General features: G+C 68.6%; 18 protein-coding genes. 9 read left to right on the forward strand and 9 right to left on the reverse strand.

The genetic code is table 11. The features are described 5' to 3' along the window. Positions 1 to 3 precede the first annotated feature (3 nt). Positions 4 to 2331 carry a fimbria/pilus outer membrane usher protein gene (locus ASC76_RS17620; RefSeq protein WP_056469259.1) on the forward strand — a complete coding sequence of 776 codons (2328 nt, stop codon included), beginning with the start codon at positions 4 to 6 and terminating at the stop codon, positions 2329 to 2331. Next, positions 2322 to 2822, forward strand: a complete 501-nt coding sequence (locus ASC76_RS17625; RefSeq protein WP_162247135.1) for a spore coat U domain-containing protein — start codon at positions 2322 to 2324, stop codon at positions 2820 to 2822. The genes ASC76_RS17620 and ASC76_RS17625 overlap by 10 nt, the downstream gene beginning before the upstream one ends. Before the next feature lie 7 nt (positions 2823 to 2829). On the opposite strand, the gene ASC76_RS17630 is transcribed toward ASC76_RS17625, so the two are convergent. Genes ASC76_RS17630 through ASC76_RS17640 form a run of 3 tightly spaced genes read right to left on the reverse strand, consistent with a single transcriptional unit; the run spans position 2830 to position 5933 of the window. Continuing rightward, a complete protein-coding gene (locus tag ASC76_RS17630; RefSeq protein ID WP_056469264.1) occupies positions 2830 to 4071 on the reverse strand; it encodes an acyl-CoA dehydrogenase family protein in 1242 nt (413 codons plus the stop codon). 27 nt (positions 4072 to 4098) lie between these two features. Further along, positions 4099 to 5175: a phosphotransferase gene (locus ASC76_RS17635; RefSeq protein ID WP_056469267.1), complete on the reverse strand. Its 1077-nt coding sequence runs from the start codon at positions 5173 to 5175 to the stop codon at positions 4099 to 4101. A 53-nt stretch (positions 5176 to 5228) separates the two neighbouring features. Further along, positions 5229 to 5933, reverse strand: coding sequence for a Crp/Fnr family transcriptional regulator (locus ASC76_RS17640; RefSeq protein WP_056469270.1), 705 nt, complete (start codon positions 5931 to 5933; stop codon positions 5229 to 5231). Positions 5934 to 6041: 108 nt separating this feature from the next. Between ASC76_RS17640 and ASC76_RS17645 the strand changes: the two genes are divergently transcribed. Then, positions 6042 to 6821 (forward strand): class II aldolase/adducin family protein, encoded by a 780-nt coding sequence (locus tag ASC76_RS17645; protein WP_056469274.1) that lies wholly within the window; start codon positions 6042 to 6044, stop codon positions 6819 to 6821. Between the two features lies 1 nt (position 6822). On the opposite strand, the gene ASC76_RS17650 is transcribed toward ASC76_RS17645, so the two are convergent. After that, positions 6823 to 7602, reverse strand: a complete 780-nt coding sequence (locus ASC76_RS17650; RefSeq protein WP_056469277.1) for an oxepin-CoA hydrolase, alternative type — start codon at positions 7600 to 7602, stop codon at positions 6823 to 6825. A gap of 136 nt (positions 7603 to 7738) precedes the next feature. Here ASC76_RS17650 and ASC76_RS17655 point away from each other — a divergent pair, with 136 nt between their 5' ends. Continuing rightward, complete coding sequence (locus ASC76_RS17655) at positions 7739 to 9715, forward strand: FimV family protein (protein WP_056469280.1); 1977 nt, start codon at positions 7739 to 7741, stop codon at positions 9713 to 9715. Between the two features lies 1 nt (position 9716). Here ASC76_RS17655 and ASC76_RS17660 read toward each other — a convergent pair whose 3' ends face one another. Genes ASC76_RS17660 through lptF form a run of 5 tightly spaced genes read right to left on the reverse strand, consistent with a single transcriptional unit; the run spans position 9717 to position 14425 of the window. Further along, complete coding sequence (locus tag ASC76_RS17660) at positions 9717 to 10865, reverse strand: pyridoxal phosphate-dependent aminotransferase (protein WP_056469283.1); 1149 nt, start codon at positions 10863 to 10865, stop codon at positions 9717 to 9719. Positions 10866 to 10882: 17 nt separating this feature from the next. Next, positions 10883 to 11827, reverse strand: a complete 945-nt coding sequence (locus ASC76_RS17665) for a CysB family HTH-type transcriptional regulator (protein ID WP_056469286.1) — start codon at positions 11825 to 11827, stop codon at positions 10883 to 10885. Then, on the reverse strand, positions 11824 to 12210 hold the full coding sequence (locus tag ASC76_RS17670; protein WP_056469289.1) for a sirohydrochlorin chelatase: 387 nt from the start codon (positions 12208 to 12210) through the stop codon (positions 11824 to 11826). Before ASC76_RS17670 ends, ASC76_RS17665 begins: the two co-directional genes overlap by 4 nt. Then, positions 12207 to 13322, reverse strand: a complete 1116-nt coding sequence (lptG, locus tag ASC76_RS17675; RefSeq protein ID WP_056471045.1) for an LPS export ABC transporter permease LptG — start codon at positions 13320 to 13322, stop codon at positions 12207 to 12209. The genes ASC76_RS17670 and lptG overlap by 4 nt, the downstream gene beginning before the upstream one ends. Beyond that, complete coding sequence (gene lptF / locus ASC76_RS17680; protein WP_056469291.1) at positions 13319 to 14425, reverse strand: LPS export ABC transporter permease LptF; 1107 nt, start codon at positions 14423 to 14425, stop codon at positions 13319 to 13321. Before lptF ends, lptG begins: the two co-directional genes overlap by 4 nt. 43 nt (positions 14426 to 14468) lie before the next feature. Between lptF and ASC76_RS17685 the strand changes: the two genes are divergently transcribed. The 5 genes from ASC76_RS17685 to ASC76_RS17705 all read left to right on the forward strand — a co-directional run bounded on the left by ASC76_RS17685 (position 14469) and on the right by ASC76_RS17705 (position 19390). Next, positions 14469 to 15929, forward strand: coding sequence for a leucyl aminopeptidase (locus tag ASC76_RS17685; RefSeq protein ID WP_056469296.1), 1461 nt, complete (start codon positions 14469 to 14471; stop codon positions 15927 to 15929). A 6-nt stretch (positions 15930 to 15935) separates the two neighbouring features. Next, complete coding sequence (locus ASC76_RS17690) at positions 15936 to 16367, forward strand: DNA polymerase III subunit chi (protein WP_056469299.1); 432 nt, start codon at positions 15936 to 15938, stop codon at positions 16365 to 16367. Next, positions 16364 to 16744, forward strand: coding sequence for a hypothetical protein (locus ASC76_RS17695; RefSeq protein WP_056469302.1), 381 nt, complete (start codon positions 16364 to 16366; stop codon positions 16742 to 16744). Before ASC76_RS17690 ends, ASC76_RS17695 begins: the two co-directional genes overlap by 4 nt. 170 nt (positions 16745 to 16914) lie before the next feature. Then, the gene (locus ASC76_RS17700; protein WP_056469305.1) at positions 16915 to 18057 is read left to right on the forward strand and encodes a branched-chain amino acid ABC transporter substrate-binding protein; all 1143 of its coding nucleotides are present in this window, start codon (positions 16915 to 16917) and stop codon (positions 18055 to 18057) included. 265 nt (positions 18058 to 18322) lie between these two features. Beyond that, entirely contained in the window at positions 18323 to 19390 is a 1068-nt protein-coding gene (locus ASC76_RS17705; RefSeq protein WP_082549248.1) for a HAMP domain-containing sensor histidine kinase, read from the forward strand. Positions 19391 to 19393 lie beyond the last annotated feature (3 nt).

Consider the following 19393-nt stretch of genomic DNA (forward strand, 5'->3'; position numbering starts at 1 on the left):
CTCATGGCCACTGCCGCGTGCGTGGCCCTCCTCGTCAGCGCCTCTGCGGTGACGGCCGACGGGAACGGGCCGGCCGAACTGCTCGGCGTGCGGATCAACGGCATCGATCAACACAGCCTGGTGGTCGCGAGGCGCCTGGCTCCGCATGCACTCGCAGTGCCGGTCGATGCCCTCGCGGCGTGGCAGTTGCGCCGCCCGACAAACGAAGCCTTGCGTTTCGACGGGCTCGACTACATCGCGCTCGAAACGATCGCCGGCCTGCGATGGCAGGTCGACGAGGCGAGCCAAACGCTGCTGATCGACGTCCCGCCCACCGCCTTCACGCGCCATGTGTTCGAGCATGCCGCGGCGCGTCATCCGGCGCCGACCGCCGCCGGCATCGGCGGCTACGCCAGCTACGACCTGCAATGGCAGCGCGACAGCGCCATCGACGGCCGCGCTGCGGCGCCGCTGGCCGGGGGCCTGGTCGAACTCGGCGCGTTCGGCCCCTGGGGCCATGGCCGTTCCGGCATCTTTTGGCGCAGCGGTGACGAGCGGCGCAGTCCGCGCTTCACGCGTCTGGACAGCCAGTGGAGCATCGATCTGCCGGCGCACCCCAGCAGCGTGCAGATCGGCGATGCGATCGGCGTGCCGGGCGCATGGGGCCGTTCCGTGCGCTTCGGCGGCGTGCAGTGGAGAACGGAGTTCGCGCTGCAACCGGGGCTGGTCAGCTTTCCGATGCCGGCGATGCGCGGCGAAGCCAGCGTGCCGTCGGCGGTCGACCTGTACGTCAACGATGGCCTGCGCCTGCAGGGCCAGGTGCCCGCAGGCGCGTTCGACCTGACCGACGTGCCGGCAGTGACGGGGCAGGGCCAGATCCGCATGGTCGTCCGGGACCTGCTCGGCCGCGAGCAGGTCATCGTGCAACCCTATTACGTGAGCCCGGCGCTGCTGCGACCCGGGCTGCGCGACTTCGCGCTCGAGGCCGGCAATGTGCGACTCGACTACGGCCTGGAGAGCGCGAACTACGGCCGCGCGTTCGTGGCGGCGACCGAGCGGGTCGGCGTCAGCGACACGTTCACGCGCGAGTTGCGCGCCGAACTGCTGCGCGGCCAGCAGACGCTGGGCGTTTCCGGCACGTGGCTGTTGCGTCAGGTTGCCACCGCGACCGCGTCGGCGGCGTTGAGCCGCGGGCCGCAGGGTTACGGCGCGCTGGTGACAGGCGGCATCGACCATCGTGGCGCGCGCTGGAGCGCCAGCCTGGAAGGTCGCGTGGCGTCGCGATCGTTCGTTCAGTTGGGTCAGGCCTCGGCGATCGGATACGCCGCGCGCTCGCAGCTGATGGCGAACGTCGCGACCACCCTCGGGCAGGGCAGTGCAGGGCTGAGCGCCGTGCACCAGGTCAGCTGGCGGGGTGAGCGATTCGCAGTGGTCACGCTCAACTACAGCCGCCAGTTCGCCGGGCTTGGCCACGTGGGTGTCTCGTTGAGCCACATCGCCGGCGCCGCAACCGGTACGTCGATCGGCATCACCTTCATGCGCGCGCTCGGTGCCGACGCCAGCGCGAGCGTCGGTCACCTGGACAACCGCGAGCGTCGCGAGGGTGGCGTCACCACGCAAGACTCGCGGACCGTCGTCCAGTTGCAAGGCAACGCCCCTGCCGGACCGGGCTGGGGCTACCGCCTGCAGGCCGACGCGGGGGCCGGCGAGCGCCTCGTCGGTGAGGCCACGTGGAACGCCGAGACGGCGAGCCTGAGCGCCGGCGTCGCCCGCCAGGGGGGCGGCAGCACGTCGGTGCGCCTCGGCGCCAGTGGCTCCCTCGCCTGGATGCCGGAGGGTCTGTTCGCGAGCCGGCGGATCGACGGCAGTTTCGCGGTCGTCGAGGTCGGCGAGTACCCCGGCGTGCGCATCACTCGCGACAGCCAGGTGGTCGGTCGCACCGACGACCACGGCCGCGCCCTCGTCACTGGCCTGCGCGGCTTCGAGCGCAACCGGCTCGGCATCGAGGGGGCCGACCTGCCGCTCGATGCGCAGATCGACGCGTTGCAGATCGAGATCGTGCCGGGCCGCGACAGCGGCGTGTCGGTTCGCTTCCCGGTGCAACGCGCACGGGCGGCGACGCTGCGGCTCGTGACGGCGGACGGTACCGTCGTGCCGCCGGGAAGTCGGGTCCGCGTCGACGGCGCGGCGCGCGACTTTCCGATGGGCTTCGAGGGCCGCCTGTTTCTCTCCGACCTGGCGGACCGCAACACGATCGTCGCCGAGTGGGACCGCGGGCGATGTGTGGCGCAGTTCTCGCTGCGCAACGCTGCCGGGCCTGTTCCCGAACTCGGCGAGGTCGCATGTCACTGATCGGCCTGCTGAGAGCAATCCTTCTGGCATGCGCGGTGTTCGCGTGCCCGGCCGCGCAAGCGCTGTGCACGCTGGTCTGTTCGTGCAACGTGTCGACCACCCCGCTGACGTTCGGAACGTATAACCCGCTGGCCTCGTCCGACCTCGACAGTGCCGGCAACGTCCGGGTGACTTGCGGTGGAGCTGCCGGGCTGTCGATTCCGGTGACGCTGGCGATCAGCGCAGGGACCAGCGGCTCGATGACGCCGCGCCAGATGGCAAACGGCGTCCGCCGACTGAACTACAACGTCTACGTGAACGCCGGCTACTCCACCGTATGGGGCGACGCCAGCGGCGCCACTTCAACCCAGAGCGCCTGGATTGTGCTCAACGCCCTCGGCCTGGCGTCGCCGCTGGACTTCCCCGCCTACGGCCGGATTCCAGGCGGCCAGGCGAGTGTGGCCCCCGGCAACTACGCCGACACGCTGGTGGTGACGCTCACCTACTTCTGAGGCAACTTCAGGCGTACTTGCCGAGCTCCAGCTTTGCGATCGCGTTGCGGTGGACTTCGTCCGGGCCGTCGGCGAAGCGCAGCGTGCGCGCACCCGCGTAGAAGCCGGCGAGCGGGAAGTCCTCGCAGACGCCGCCGCCGCCGTGGGCCTGCATCGCCCAGTCGATCACCTGCAGCGCCATGCTCGGTGCGACGACCTTGATCATCGCGATCTCGGCCTTGGCGGTCTTGTTGCCGGCGACGTCCATGATCCACGCGGCCTTCAGCGTCAGCAGGCGCGCCATGTCGATGCGGCAGCGCGCTTCGGCGATGCGCTCGCGGGTCACGCCCTGCTCGGCCACGGTGCGGCCGAACGCGACGCGCGACGACGCGCGCTTGCACATCAGCTCCAGCGAGCGCTCGGCCAGGCCGATCAGGCGCATGCAGTGGTGGATGCGGCCCGGCCCGAGGCGGCCTTGCGCGATCTCGAAGCCGCGGCCTTCGCCGAGCAGGATGTTCGAGGCCGGCACGCGCACGTTGTCGAACGTGATCTCCATGTGGCCGTGCGGCGCGTCGTCGTAGCCGAACACCGACAGCGGGCGCAGCACCTTGATGCCGGGCGTGTTGGCCGGCACCAGGATCATCGACTGCTGGGCGTGACGCGGTGCCTCGAAATCGGTCTTGCCCATGAAGATGTAGATCTGGCAGCGCGGGTCGCCGGCGCCGCTGATCCACCACTTGCGGCCGTTGATGACGTAGTCGTCGCCCTGGCGCTCGATCTTCGACGCGATGTTGGTCGCGTCGCTCGATGCGACCGCCGGTTCGGTCATCGCGAATGCGCTGCGGATCTTGCCGTCCAGCAACGGCTCCAGCCACTGCTTCTTGTGCTCTTCCTTGCCGTAACGCTCGATCGTCTCCATGTTGCCGGTGTCGGGCGCCGAGCAGTTGAAGACCTCGCTCGACCACGGCACGCGGCCCATGATCTCGGCCAGCGGCGCGTAGTCGCTGTTGGACAGGCCGAAGTCGCGGCCGTTGTGGGCGGAGCCTTCGCCGCCGGCGGTCGGCGGCAGGAACAGGTTCCACAGGCCGATCGCGCGCGCCTTGGGTTTCAGGTCCTCGATCGTCTGCAGCGGCGTCCAGCGCTTGCCGGCCGCGGTGTTCGCGGCGATCTCGGCCTCGTACTTCGATTCGGCCGGATAGATGTAGTCGTCCATGAACTTGAGCAGTTTGGTCTGCAGTTCCACGGCGCGGGGTGAGTAGGCGAAATCCATCTTGGTGTCTCCTCGGGTGTTTGGGTATCAGGCACGCTGGGCCAGCGCCCAACCCATTTCTGCGAGCGGTCTCGCACCGGCGCCAGCTTGCCTTGCTTGCGCGCTCGACGCTGTCCCCATCTCGACACGTTTCGCAATTCCTTGCAGGATGCCGGCGAGGCGGAACATGTTGTAGGCGAGGTAGAAGTTCCAGTCCGCCATCACGGCGTCCGGGTCGGCGCGCCCGGTGCGCTCGCAGTAGCGGCGCACGTAGCGCTTCTCGTCGGGAATGCCGAGCGCCTCCAGGTCGAGCCCGCCGAGACCGCGGAACTGCCCGGGCTGGATGTGCCAAGACATGCAGTGGTAGCTGAAGTCGGCGAGCGGATGGCCGATGGTCGACAGCTCCCAGTCGAGCACCGCGATCGCGCGCGGCTCGGTCGGGTGGAACATCACGTTGTCGAGCCGGTAGTCGCCGTGCACGACGGAGACCTGCGTCTCGTCGCGCGCGCTGGCCGGAATGTGCGCGGGCAGCCATTCGATCAGCGCGTCCATCGCCGGGATCGGCTGCGTGATCGACGCCAGGTACTGCTTGGTCCAGCGGCCGATTTGGCGCTCGAAGTAGTTGCCGGGCTTGCCGTAGTTCGCGAGGCCGACCTTCGCGACATCGACCTTGTGCAGCGCCGCGATCACGCGGTTCATCTCGTCGTAGTAGGCAGCCCGGTCGGCCTTCTCGATGCCGGGCAGCGACTGCTCCCACAGCACGCGGCCGGGCATGAACTGCATGACGTAGAAGGCGCGGCCGATCACCGATTCGTCCTCGCACAGCAGGTGCATCTTCGGCACCGGCACGTCGCTGCCCTGCAACGCGCTCATCACGGTGAATTCGCGGTCGATCGCATGGGCGGAGGCCAGCAGCTTGTCGGCCGGGCCCGGCTTGGAGCGCATCACGTAGGACGCGCCCGGCGTGATCAGCTTGTAGGTCGGGTTGGACTGCCCGCCCTTGAACTGTTCGACCGTCAGCGGGCCGTCGAAGCCCGTCAGGTTCGCCGCCAAAAACGACTGCAGCGCGCCGACGTCGAAGGCGTGCGATTCGGCGACGGGCTTGGTCCCGGTGTTGGCTTCCATGGCGTCAATTCGTATGAAGAACTATCGGTAAACCGACGCGACGCGCCGGTTCGCTATTTGCTCGAGATCGCGAGCAGCTTTTCCTTGGACAGCACCACCAGACGGGTCGGTTCGATCCGCACCGCGCCGTCGCGCTCGAAGCCCTTCAACTCCTGGTTGACGCGCTGGCGCGAGGCGCCGAGCAGCTGCGCCAGATCTTCTTGCGCGAGCTGCAGGCCGATCCGGATCTCCTCGCCCTGCGCGATGCCATAACTGCGCGCCAGCAGCAGGATCTGCTTGGCCAGGCGCGAGGCCAGCGGGCGGGTGTTGAGGTCTTCCACCGCATCGAACATCAGCCGCAGGCGACGGCAGTTCAGGCGCAGCAGCGCCTCGTACAACTCGGTGTGCTGGGACAGCAGTTCCTTGAAGTCGGCCTTGCGCACGACCAGCAGCGTGGTCTCGCCATGCGCGTTGGAGTCGTGGGTGCGAGGCAGCCCGTCGAACAGCGAGATGTCGCCGAACCAGGTGCCGGGCTCGACATAGGTCAGCGTCACCTGCTTGCCGGACAGCGACACCGAGCTGACACGCACCGCGCCCTTGGCGACGCCGCACCATTCTTCGGCCGGGCCGCCGCGCGCCGAGAGCATCGCGCCGTCCTGCAAACGCCTGACCACCGCGCGCGACAGGATCGCGTTGCGCAAGGGCTGGGAGAGTTTGGAGAACCAAGAGCCGGCGTCTATGTTGGAGCGTTCGGCGATTGTAAGAACCGGGGTATTCATGAGTGAGTCGCTGATGTGACAGCATCATGCCGCCGCGCCGGCCTATTGTGTATGACGCTTGAAAGACGCTCGGGCGGCCCTTGAACCGCACCACACGGAGACATCGCCATGAACCCGCTCACCCTCGAAATCCCCAGCCGCAAGGGCCAGGTCAGCCCCGAAGAATGGCAGACCCGCGTCGACCTCGCGGCCGCCTACCGGCTCGTCGCGATGTTCAAGTGGGACGACCTCGTCTTCACCCACATCAGCGCCCGCGTGCCGGGCCGGCACGACGAGTTCCTGATCAATCCGTACGGGCTGATGTTCGACGAGATCACCGCGTCGAGCCTGATCAAGATCGACGCGCAAGGCAACAAACTCGACGAATCGCCGTACGACGTGAACCCCGCCGGCTTCACGATCCACAGCGCGATTCACGCGGCCCGCCACGATGCGCAGTGCGTGCTGCACGTGCACTCGCTGAACGGCATCGCGGTGTCGGCACAGAAGGGCGGGGTGCTGCCGATCTCGCAGCAGTCGATCTTCGTGCTGTCGAGCCTGGGCTACCACGGCTACGAGGGGGTGGCGCTGCGCGACGACGAGAAGCCGCGCCTGGTGGCCGACCTCGGCCCCGACAACAGCTTCCTGATGCTGCGCAACCACGGGCTGCTGACGCTCGGGGCGACGATCCCGGACGCGTTCCTGAACATGTACCTGTTCGAGACGGTCTGCACCATCCAGGTCCGCGCGCAGGCCGGCGGCGGCGAGCTGATCCCGGTGGACCCGCGCATCATCGCCGGCGCCCAGCAGCAGGCCAAGCAGGTGACGCGCGGCGTGGGCGGCGGCGCATTGGCGTGGCCGGGCCTGCTGCGCAAGCTCGACAAGGCCGACCCGGGCTACCGAACCTGAACTAGCCGAATTTCGGCGCGCGCTTCTCGAGGAACGCGTTCAGGCCTTCCGCGCCGTTGGCGTGGAACAGGTTCTCGACGAAGTGGTCGCGCTCGGCGTCCAGTTGCTGAGCCAGCGTCCGGCCACCGGCCTCGCGCGACAGCGCCTTGCCGCTGGCGAGTGCGTTCGGCGCCATCGCGGCGAGGCGTTCGGCCAGGCGCAGCGCGGTGTCGATCGCGCGGCCTTTGTCCACCACCGCGCTGACGAGCCCGCTGGCCTGCAGCTGTTGCGCCGTCACCGGCTCGCCGAGCCAGATCATCTGCTGCACCTGGGCCCGCGGCAGCGCCTGCAGCAGCTGCCACGTCGCGCCGCCGTCGGGCGACAGGCCGATGCGGCCGTAGGACAGGATGAAGCGCGCGTCGTCGGCCGCGACGATCAGGTCGCAGGCCAGCGCGAGCGAGAAGCCGGCACCGGCGGCCGCGCCTTCGACCGCCGCGATCACGGGCTTGGGGCACGCACCGAGGGTCTCGACGAGCTGATGCAAGTGCTCGAGCATCCGCACCTGGGCCGGCGGGCCACTGCGCCGGCGTTCGAGCAGGCCCTGCAGGTTGCCGCCGGCGCAGAAATGACCGCCGTCGCCGCACAGGACGACCGCCCGGATCTCGGCATCCGATTCGGCGCGGTTCAGCGCCTCGATGGCCGCGGCGATGACCTCGTGCGACAGCGTATTGCGCGTGGCCGGGTCGCTGAGCGTCAACACCAGGGTGGGGCCGCGCTGATCGGAGAGGAGGGTGGCTGTCATTAAGTGATCCGACCGGGGCGTTGTTGCGGAATTCTGTCACGCGTCTCTCGGGCGCCACGAGGGCGTGCAATTGTTACTTCATGCTAGAGTCCCTCGACCCCTAGACAGCCCCCACGCCCACCAACGCCGATCACGCATGCGCGCAGTTCTGACCTTCACCGCGATCGGCTCCGCACTGTGGTTAGCGGCGTCCTCCGCGCAGGCCATCGGCTTCGGGCGCATCAGCAATCCCACCCAACTGGGCCAGCCGCTGAATTTCAGCGCGGTCGTCCGGCTCGAGCCCGATGAGGCGCTGCCGGCGGAGTGCGTTTCGGCCGAGGTTCAATCCGGCGACAACCGGCTCGCGCAGGGACAGGTCCGCGTCAGCGTCGACGGGCCGCTCGAGGCCGGCGAGCGCACCGTTCGCATCACGACGAGCGCGCTGATCGACGAGCCGGTCGTCACGGTCAGCGTGACCGTCGGCTGTCAGGCCAAGGTGACGCGGCGGTTCGTCGCGTTCGTCGACCCGCCGCTGATCAACGCGCCGCAGACCGCGTTCACGGAGCCGGTGCCCCCGCGCGCCGAGCCGCAGACGTCGGCGATCGTCAATGCCGTCCCGCGCAGCACTGCGGCACCGCGTCCGCGCAGCGCGGACGACACGCCGCGCGACGGCGCGACGCCGCGCAGCCGTCCGCGTCCGTCCGCGCCGGTGACCGTGAGTCGCGCCGCGCGCGACGGCGTCACGGCGCAGCCGGCCAAGCCGCGCAGCAGCACCGCCGCGGCGCGCCAGCCGAACACGACGGCACGGGCGACGACCACCGGGCCGCGCCTGCAGCTCGAAACGGCGGCGCCGGTCATCGCGCGCGCCGCGTCCGCACCCCCGGTACCGGCGCCCGTGGCGACCGCGCTCGCCGCGGCAGCCAGCGCGGCGAGCGCACCGGCGGCGGACGCCGCGTCCGCCGCGAAGGCGGAGTCGCCGCTCGAACAGCTCGCCGCCGAGCGCCAGCGCATCCAGGCGCTGGAAGACAGCATGGCCAAGCTGGCCAAGAACTCGCAGGCCACTCAGGCCTCGCTGCTCGCGTTGCAGGCACGCCTGCAGGACGCCGAGTCCGAACGCTTCGCCAACCCGCTGGTGTACCTGCTCGCCGGCCTGGTGGCGCTGATGGCCTTGCTGGTGGCGCTGCTGTTCTGGCGCCAGACGCGCGGCACGCGGTCGGCGCAGTGGTGGTCCGGCCCGGTGCCGACGCCTGCGCCATCCGATGCGCCGTTGACGGTGGCGCCCGCGGCTGCGGTGCCGGTGCCCGTCCCGTCGATCGCGCCCGAATCGGCCGCGGCGCCGCTGGCGACGGACGACGTGTTCGAGGTGCCGACCTTCCCGCACGAAGAGGAACCGCCGCTGGCGGCAGCCGTCGCGCCGCCGCGCGAATTGTCGGTCGAGGAGCTGATGGACCTCGAGCAGCAGGCCGAGTTCTTCGTCGTGCTCGGCCAGGACGATGCCGCGATCGAGCTGCTGATGAGCCACGTGCGCACCGATGGCGGCAACAGCCCGCTGCCGTACCTGAAGCTGCTGGAAATCCACCGCCGCCTCGGCGACGCGGCGGCGTACGAACGCATCCGCGAACGCTTCAACCGCCGCTTCAACGCCTACGCGCCCGACTTCGAGGTCGATCCGCAGGAAGGCCGCTCGCTGGTCGACTACCCGGAGACGATCGAGCGGTTGCAGTCGCTCTGGTCGGCGCCGACCCGCGTGATGCAGACGCTGGACGCCTCGCTGTTGAGTCGCAACAAGGGCGACGCCACCTTCGATTTGCCGGCCTACCGCGAACTGCTGTTCCTGTACGCGGTGGCGCGTGACCTGGCCGAGAGCGTCGGCGTGCCGCCGAGCACCGGTGTCGACCTGCTGCTGCCGCTCGACGACTCGGCGGAGGAGCCGGTGTCGCGCCTGAGCGCGACGTCGGGCTCGTCGGCTTCGGAGTACGCCGACACGGCAACGCTGCCGGTCGATCTGAACCTGGCGTCGAACCAGGCCGCCACGGCGTCGGAACCCGGGCGCGGCGACGCCGCGAGGCCCGGCTTCATCGACTTTCACCTCGATCTGCCGAACGAGCCGACGCCCGACGACAAAGCGCGCTGAGTCAGAGCTTGGCCAGCCGCGTCAGCGCGAGCTGCAGCGTCTCGTCCTTCTTCGCGAAGCAGAAGCGTGCGATCCGCTGTTCGAACCCGCCCTTATAGAAGGCCGCGAGCGGGATCGCCGCGACGCCGACCTCGGTGGTCAACCAGCGGCAGAAGTCGGCTTCCGGGAGTTCGCTCACGGCCGAGTAATCGACGCACTGGAAGAAGCTGCCGGTACTCGGCATCACGCGCAGGCGCGTTGCGGCCAGGCCGGCGCGGAACAGGTCGCGCTTGCGCTGGTAGAACGCCGGCAGCGCGAGGTGGCGCGACGCGTCCGCCATGTAGCTCGCCAGCCCGTGCTGCACCGGCGTGTTGACGGTGAACACGTTGAACTGGTGCACCTTGCGGAACTCGGCCATCAGCGGCACCGGCGCAGCCACGTAGCCAACCTTCCAGCCGGTCACGTGGTAGGTCTTGCCGAAGCTCGAGACCACGAAGCTGCGCTCGGCGAGTTCCGGAAAGCGGGCGACGCTCTGGTGCAGTTCGCCGTCGTAGACCATGTGCTCGTAGACCTCGTCCGCGATCACCAGGATGTCGGTGCCGCGCAGCAACTCGGCGAGCCGCGCCATGTGCGCAGCGGACCAGACGGTGGCGCTCGGGTTGTGCGGCGTGTTGACGATGATCGCGCGCGTGCGCGGCGTGATCGCGGCGGCGATGCGGCCGAAATCGGGTTCGAAGGTGCCCGGCGTCAACGGCACGTGGACCGGCGTGCCGCCGGCCAGCTCGATGTTGGGCTCGTAGCTGTCGTAGCATGGGTCGAGCACGATCACTTCGTCGCCGGGGTGCACGATCGCGAGGATGATGGTGATGATCGCCTGGGTCGCGCCGGCGGTGATCGTGATCTCGCTGCCCGGGTCGTAGTGGCGGCCGTACAGCGCGGCGATCTTGGCACTCACGGCATCGCGCAGCGCTGGCACGCCCGCCATCGGCGGGTACTGGTTCAGGCCGCTGCGCATCGCCGCGGCGACCGCGTCGACGAGCGCCGGGTCGCAATCGAAATCCGGGAATCCCTGGCCGAGGTTGACGGCCCCGTGCTCGGTCGCGAGCGCGGACATCACGGTGAAGATCGTCGTGCCGACGTGCGGCAGGCGGCTGGTGATCGCAGGAGTCATGTCGGAGTGGAGGGGAGTCAGAGTTGGTAGTCGTCGCCACCGCCGGCCATCGCGCCGTCGATCAGCTTGCGGTTCAGTCGATCGGACAGCATCTCGGCGAACGCGTAAACGAAGTTGCGCAGGTAGGCGCCGCGCTTGAACGCGATCCGCGTGACGTTGTTGCCGAACAGGTGACCGACCGGTCGCGCGACCAGGTCGCCGCCCGGTGGGTCGTCGCGCACCGCGATCTCGGCGACGATGCCGACGCCCAGGCCGACCCGCACATAGGTCTTGATGACGTCGGCGTCGATGGCCTCGAGCACGATGTTGGGCTTGAGATTGCGTGCCGCGAAGGCCTGGTCGACGCGGGTGCGGCCGCTGAACGACGGGTGGTACGAGACCAGCGGCAGCAACGCCAGGTCTTCCAGCGAGATCCGCTCGACCTGCGACAGCGGATGCCCCGCCGGCATCACGACCGCGTGCCGCCATTCGTAGCAGGGCAGCGTGACGAGCTCGGGCACATCGGCCAGTGACTCGGTGGCCACGCCGATGTCGGCGACCTCGTCGCGCACCATCCGCGCCACCTGTTCGGGCGAGCCCTGGTGGATGCTGATGTTGACCTTCGGGAAGCGCCTGCGCAGTTGCGCGACCGGCTCGGGCAGGAAGTAGCGCGCCTGGCTGTGCGTGGTGGCGATCGACAGCGTCCCGGCGTCCTGCATCGAGAACTCCTCGCCGATGCGCTTCAGGTTGCCGACCTCGCGCATGATCACCTCGATGCTCTTCAGCACCTCGCGGCCGGGCTCGGTGATGCGGCGCAGGCGCTTGCCGTGGCGCGCGAAGATGTCGACGCCGAGCTCGGCCTCGAGTTCGAGGATCGCCTTCGAGATGCCGGGCTGCGAGGTGAACAGCGCCTTCGCGGTCTCGGTCAGGTTCAGGTCGCGGCGCGCGGCCTCCTGGACGAAGCGGAACTGGTGCAGGTTCATGGCGGTGGCGGCGGTTCGTTCGTCAAGTCGTGGGCCGCGACGGCCATCGCATCGATCACGCTGTCGATCTCGCCGATCGCGCGGCGCAGGCGCCAGTCGGTGCCGGGGCAGGCGGCGCGGAGCGCGGCGAGCAGTTCGGGCAGGTCCTTGCGCACGTGGCCGCCGGCGCCGAGGAACAGCGGCACGACGTCGACCTGCGTGCAGCTCGCGGCCGCGAGCGCGGCGCCGGCCTCCCCGAGCGTGGGCGTCATGAATTCGAGGAATCCGAGCTCGACCACCAGCGCGGCATCGCGCGCCCTCACGCGCTCGGCCACGGCGCGGAATGGGATCGCCCAGTTCGGGTCGCGCGCCCCATGCGCGAACAACAGCAGCCCGCGCTTCATCGGTACCTCACCAGCCAGCTGAACGCCGCCAGCGACAGCAGCAGGTACAGCGCGCTCGGGGCTGCCGCGACCATCCACGGTGTCCAGTTGCGCAGCAGCCCGAGGTGCCCCGCCACGTTGTTCAGCAACACGAAACTGATGCCCAGCATGATGCCGCCGAACACCTTCAGGCTGATGCCGCTGGCGCGCGCATGCATGTACGCGAAGGGCAGCGCGAGGCCGACCATCACGAGGCAGGCGAACGGGTAGAGCGCGCGCTTCCAGAACTGGATCTGGTAGATCTGCGCGGCCTGCTCGTTCTCGGCGAGGTGGCCGATGTAGCGTGCCAGGTCGATCGTCGACATCGCGCTGACCGGCGACACCGTCGCCGCGACCACGGCCGACGACAGCCGGCTGTTCCAGGCCAGCTCGGGCAGCTTCTGCTCCGGCACCTGGCGTGCACCGGCGCCATCGCGGGCATCGATCCAGCGCGTCACCGTCACATCCTGCAGCGCCCAGGCCTGGGTCTTCGGGTCGACCTGCGCGCGCGCCGCGGCGATCCGCCTCAGCAGGCGGTTGCTGTCGTCGAACTCGAAGATGCGGATGTCGTTCAGCAGGCCCTTTGGACCGGCGGAGCCGACGTTGATCGAGTAGTTGCGTTCGCCCTCGGGCGTGGTCGCGTGGTCCTTCAGCCAGGCGCCCGAGCGCCCGAGCTTGACGCCGCCCTTGTAGAGCGCCTGCACCTGGCCGGCCTGGCGCTCGCTGAGCGGCGCGAGGTAGTCGCCCACCACGAAGGTCAGCACGCCGAACACCAGCCCGAGCACCGCCAGCAGCGACAAGGCCCGCCCGGGGCCCAGCCCGCCGGTGCGCAGGATCGTGTATTCGGACGATTGCGCCATCCGCGCCAGCGTGTAGATCGTGCCGATCAGCACCGCGATCGGCGCGACCTCGTAGAAGTGCCCCGGCACCAGCAGCAGCGAGTACAGCGTCGCCTGCAGCACCGAGTAGGCGGGGCCGACATCGCCGAGCTGGTCGATGAAGTCGATGAAGAACGACAGCGACAGGAACGCGAGCGCGACGAATGCCACCGCGGTGACGATGTCGACGTAGAACAGCTGGCGTACGGTCTTCATGCCGGCACCGCGCGCGCGGCCAGCCGGGCCCGCCAGGAGCCACGCCGGTTGGCGTCGTCGCGCCACCAGAGCAGCGCGAGCGCGATCACGAACGCGCCTCCATGCGCGAGCAGCAGCGCGCTGCCCATGCCGATGCGCCCGCCCGCGACCCAGGCCTGGGACAGGTTGATCACGTTGTAGTAGATCGCGAAGGTCAGCAGCGCGAACAGCAGGTTCCAGTTGCTGGCGCGGCGCGGGTTCGAGGCCGACAGGCCGATCCCCAAGAGCACCATGTTGGCGGCGCCGAGCAGCAGGCCGAGGCGCCAGACCAGTTCGCCCTGGTGACGTGGCGTGGGCTGCAGCAGCAGGTCAAGGCTCGTGCGGGCCTTCGGCGGCAGGTTGTCCATGCTCGAGATCACGCGTTCGCCGGCACGCGCGCTGTAGCCCTCGAAGCGCGCCAGCGTCTTCTCGCCGGTCTTCAGGTTCTCCTCGTTCTGCTGGCCCCGGCTGAGCTGCAGGAAGCGGTCGTCACCGACCAGTTCGATGCGCCCGCTGCGTGCCGACGTGACCGACTCGGCGTTCGGCTGCGTGCTCAGGATGAACACGTTCTTGCCGATCCGCGCGTCACTCGTGTCGCGCTCGATGAAGAACACGCGCGTCCCGTCGCTCGAGGTCTGGAATTGCCCGGGAGCCACGCGCGACAGGTCGGAGCGGCGCTCGAAGCGCTCCTTCAGCTCGACGCCGCGCTGGTTCTGCCACGGCCAGACGAACAGCGCCAGCACGCCGATCACCAGCAGTACCGGCCAGGCCAGTCGCAGCACCGGTCGCACGAAGCGCGTCAGACCGACGCCGCTGGCGAACCAGATCGTCATTTCGCTCTCGCGGTACATGCGGGTCAGCGTCGCGACCACGGCAATGAACAGCGACAGCGCCAGCATCGTCGGCAGGTGGCCGAGCGCGACGTAACCGAGCAGCAGGACCACGTCCTGCGGCGCCACCTGCCCACCGGCCGCCTGGCCGAGGGTGCGGATCAGCATCATCGTCAGCACGATGGTGAGGATCACGACCAGGGTCGCCCCGAAGTTGCGTGCCAGGTCTCGGCGCAGGGTGGAATCGAATAACATCGTCGGCTTGTCTCAATGTCCTGCTCTTATGGGACGGGTGATTATGGACTTTCGTCATCAGATTTCTTCTCCGGACAACCTGGCCGCATTGGCCTGCGACGCGCTCGTGCTTGTCGTCGTCGGCGAGGCGGTCGACGCCAGCCTCGACCCGGCGCTCGCGAACGCGTTGAGCGACGCGATCGCGCAAGGCGACCTGGCGCTGAAGGCCGGCAAGAGCCTTTACCTGCACCGCCCGGCGGGCGTGCGCGCGGCCCGCGTCGTGTTCGCGGCGGCCGGCGCATCCACCGTGAAGGCGTTCAAGGCCGCACTGATGCACGGACTGAACCAGGTGAAGGGCAGCGGCGCGAAACACGTCGCCGTCGGCCTGGCGGGCGCCGGCGCCCTGAGCGATGCGCACGCCGAGGCGGTCGTCACCGCGGCGCGCGAGTGCACCTACCTCTACCGCCATACCAAGCCGAGCGCACCGGCCGCGTCGAAGATCGACAAGGTCACCGTGCTGTGCGCGAAGGCCGACGTGAAGCCGGTGCAGCAGGGCCTGGCCCGTGGCCACGCGATCGCCGCCGGCGTCAACCTGGCGCGCGAATGGGCGAACCGCCCGGGCAACCACTGCACGCCGACCCATCTGGCCGACGTCGCGAAGAAGCTCGGCAAGGAGTACGCGCTGAAGGTCGAGGTGCTCGACCGCAAGGCCTGCGAAAAGCTCGGCATGGGCTCGTTCCTGTCGGTGGCGCAGGCCTCCGACGAACCGCTTCGCTTCATCGTGGCGCGCTACGACGGCGCCCCGAAGTCGCAGGCGCCGGTGGTGCTGGTGGGCAAGGGCATCACCTTCGACACCGGCGGCATCTCGCTGAAGCCGGGCGCCGAGATGGACGAGATGAAGTACGACATGGGCGGCGCCGCGAGCGTGCTCGGCACGCTGCGCGCGGTCGCCGAACTCAAGCCGAAGCTGAACCTGGTCTGCATCATCCCGTCGTGCGAGAACATGCCGGGCGGCAACGCGGTCAAGCCGGGCGACGTGGTCACCAGCATGTCCGGCCAGACCATCGAGATCCTGAACACCGACGCCGAAGGCCGGCTGATCCTGTGCGACGCGCTGACCTACGCCGAGCGCTTCAAGCCCGCGGTCGTCGTCGACGTGGCGACGCTGACCGGCGCCTGCGTGATCGCGCTCGGCCACCACAACTCGGGGCTGTTCACCGCGGACGACAAGATCGCCGAGCAGATGCAGGCGGCCAGCGCCAAGGGCCTGGATCCGTGCTGGCGCATGCCGCTCGACGAGGAATACGACGCCGGGCTGAAGAGCAACTTCGCCGACATGGCCAACATCGGCGGCCGCCCCGGCGGCGCGATCACCGCGGCGATGTTCCTGAAGCGCTTCACCGGCAAGTACCCGTGGGCGCACCTGGACATCGCGGGCACCGCCTGGAAGTCGGGCGCCGCCAAGGGCGGTACCGGCCGCCCGGTGCCCTTGCTGACCCACTTCGTGCTCGCACAGGCGGCCTGAGGTGCCGTGACCGAGGTCAGCTTCCATTTCAACGTGCCCGACCGCACCGCCTACACCTGCCGGCTGGTGCGCAAGGCACACCGGATGGGTGCCACTGTCGTGCTGGCCGGGCCGGCGCCGGCGCTCGCGCACTTCGACCGCGCGCTCTGGACCTTCGAAGACCTGGAGTTCCTGCCGCACGTGATGCTGCGGCCGGGCCAGGCGATCGAACCGCGCCTGCGGGCGACCCGTGTCTGGCTCGCCCAGGATGCGAGCGAGCCCGGTCACCACGACGTGCTGATCAACCTCGGCCCGGACGCGCCCGCCGGGTTCGAGAGCTTCGGCAAGCTGGTCGAGATCGTCTCGGCCGACGAGACCGAGCGCAGCGCCGCGCGCGCGCGCTGGCGCCACTACGCGACGCGCGGCTACGCGATCCAGAAGCACGAGGTGACCGCGTGAACTCGCCGCTGCCGCCGGACCGCGTGCCGACGCTGACAGAAGTGGTCTCGTGGCCGGGTGCATCGGCCGCGCCGGTGACGGGACCGGCCTCGGAGCCCTTGGCTGAACCGGCCACGTCCGCGACACCGGAGGTCGCCACCCCGTTCACGGCGCCGTTGTCGATCACCGAGGAGCAGCTGACCGAGCGCATCCTCAACGACCTGCAGCGTCAGATGGACCTGATGCTCGACTACCGGTTGCGGGAAATCCTGACCCCGCTGCTCACGCGCGCGGCGGACAGCGTGGTGCGCGAGGCCCGCAGCGAGCTGGCATCGACCTTGCGTGATGTGGTGGCTCGTGCGGTGGCCCAGGAACTGACCCGTCATCGCACTCGCTGACCCGCGCGTTGTGGGTTGACCCTGACGGCTTTCGGCGGCCCTTCGCCGAGGCGCGCAGGCGGCGGTCGACCGAGCATTCACCACTATAGGGATTGCGATTCTTTTGCGGTATTGTGTCGCCCGTTGAGATATCAACCGTTTCCTTGAACATTCCAATCGGAGGTTTTTGCATGCAAGTCAAACTGAACACGATCGTCGCCGCAGCGCTGGTGATGGTCGGTGCTTCTGCGTACGCGCAGGACATGGTCGTCAAGATCGGCCACGTCGGCCCGACGAGCGGCGCCATCGCCCACCTCGGCAAGGACAATGAGAACGGTGCCCGCATGGCCATCGACGAACTCAACGCCAAGGGCGTGACGATCGGCGGCAAGAAGGTCAAGCTCGAACTGCTGGCCGAGGACGACGGCGCGGACCCGAAGCAGGGCACCGCCGTGGCGCAGAAGCTGGCCGATGCGAAGGTCGCCGGCGTGATCGGTCACCTGAACTCGGGCACCACGATCCCGGCCTCGAAGATCTACTCGGACGCCGGCATTCCGCAGATCTCGCCGTCGGCGACCAACCCGAAGTACACCCGCCAGGGCTTCAAGACCGCGTTCCGCGTGGTCGCTGACGACGTGCACCTGGGCAGCACGCTCGGCAAGTACGCCGTCAAGGAGCTGAAGGGCAAGACGATCGCCGTGATCGACGACCGCACCGCGTACGGCCAGGGCGTCGCCGAGGAGTTCACCAAGGCCGTCAAGGCCTCCGGTGGCGCGATCGCCGAAACCCAGTTCACGACCGACAAGGCGACGGACTTCACCGCCATCCTGACCCAGATCAAGTCGAAGAAGCCGGACGTGGTCTTCTTCGGCGGCATGGACGCCGTGGCCGGCCCGATGATCCGCCAGATGAAGCAACTCGGCATCAACGCCAAGTTCATGGGCGGCGACGGCATCTGCTCGAGCGAACTGCCGAAGCTGGCGGGCGGCGCGATGGCCGACGGCCAGGTCGTCTGCGCCGAGGCCGGTGGTGTCGAAGGCGAGCAGAAGGTCGGGATGGAGAAGTTCCGCGCCGACTACAAGAAGAAGTTCGGCATCGACGTCCAGGTCTACGCACCGTATGTGTACGACGCGACCAACGTGATGGTCGCCGCGATGGTCAAGGCCGGCTCGGCCGATCCGAAGGTCTACCTGCCGGTGCTGGCGAAGACGGCCGGCTACAAGGGCGTGACCGGCACGATCGCGTTCGACGAGAAGGGCGACATTAAGAACGGCGCGCTGACGCTGTTCACGTACAAGGGTGACAAGCGCGACCAGATCGCGGTCGTTCGTTAAGCGGACACCTCGCTCTGCAGCTCTGGGGCGCCTTCGGGCGCCCCTTTTCATTCCAGCCAGCCGTGGAGGCTGACTTCATTGGTTCGGTGCCGTACAGACTGGCTCGCCCCGGGACGTGAAGATCCCCGGTACGCACCGCTTCCGCGTGGCCCCGTCAACGTCAGGGCTCCCATTGCTTCATGAGTTTTTAACGAACAACCGCAGCGAACTGATTGGTCGCTGCAGGAAGAAGGTGCGCCGGCGCCTCCAGCGAAATGCGACCGACATGCAGCTGGTCAACGGCATTCCGCTCTTTCTGGACCAGTTGATCCGCACGCTGATTGCCGAGGATGAAGGGAACGCCGCGCTCAGCGTGGAGGTGTCCGGGCGTTCGGGCGGAGATGTCGATGCGCCGTCCGAAATCGGGGTGGGCGCGATGGCTCACGGCAAGGCGTTGCTGGGTCTGGGCTTCTCGGTCGACCAGGTCGTGCATGACTACGGCGACCTGTGCCAAGCGATCACCGAGCTCGCCGAGGAAGGGGATGCGCCTTTCCAGGTGCCCGAATTCAGGACGCTGAACCGCTGCCTCGACAATGCGATTGCGGACGCCGTGTCGGAGTTCAGTTCACAGCGCGACTCTGCCGTGGCCGAACGTCTGTCGACGGAGGCGAACGAACGCCTTGCCTATCTCGCGCACGAGCTCCGCAACGCCCTGCAAGTCGCGAATCTCTCGGTGCGTGCGATGGAGATCGGAAGCCTGTCTCTGGCAGGTGCCACCGGCTCCGTCTTGAAGCGCAGCCTCACGTCGATGCGCGCCCTGGTGGACAGCTCGTTGGCTGAAGTCCGAGCGCGAAGCCCGATGGCGATTCCGACGAGCATCTTCTCGCTCTCGTCACTCATCATCGACGCCGCAACCGCTGCGCAGCTGGAAGCAGATGTCCGCGGATGCGAGCTCATCGTCGCCACCGTGGACCCGGTTCTGCGGGTCGAGGCGAACCGGGACTTGCTGCTGGGTGCTCTGGGCAACCTGCTCAGCAATGCATTCAAGTTCACGCACCGGGACACCGCGGTTCACCTGATCGCGTATGACATCGACGACCGCGTTTACATCGACGTCGAGGACCATTGCGGAGGCCTCGCATCCAATCATGCGGAGACGATGTTCCTGCCCTTCACTCAGCTGAGCGCGGACCGCACCGGGCTGGGACTCGGTCTGTCGATCGCAAGACAGAATGTCGAGTCGATGGGCGGCACGCTTTCGGTGAAGGACCTGCCCCAGGTGGGCTGCGTCTTCACCATCTCGTTTCCGAGTTCGTTGGTCGAGCGCCGGAGCGACCTGGGTCAGCTCGGCTAGCGG

The sequence above is a fragment of the Rhizobacter sp. Root404 genome (genome assembly GCF_001425865.1).
In the GTDB taxonomy this organism is placed as follows: Bacteria; Pseudomonadota; Gammaproteobacteria; order Burkholderiales; family Burkholderiaceae_C; genus LMDS01.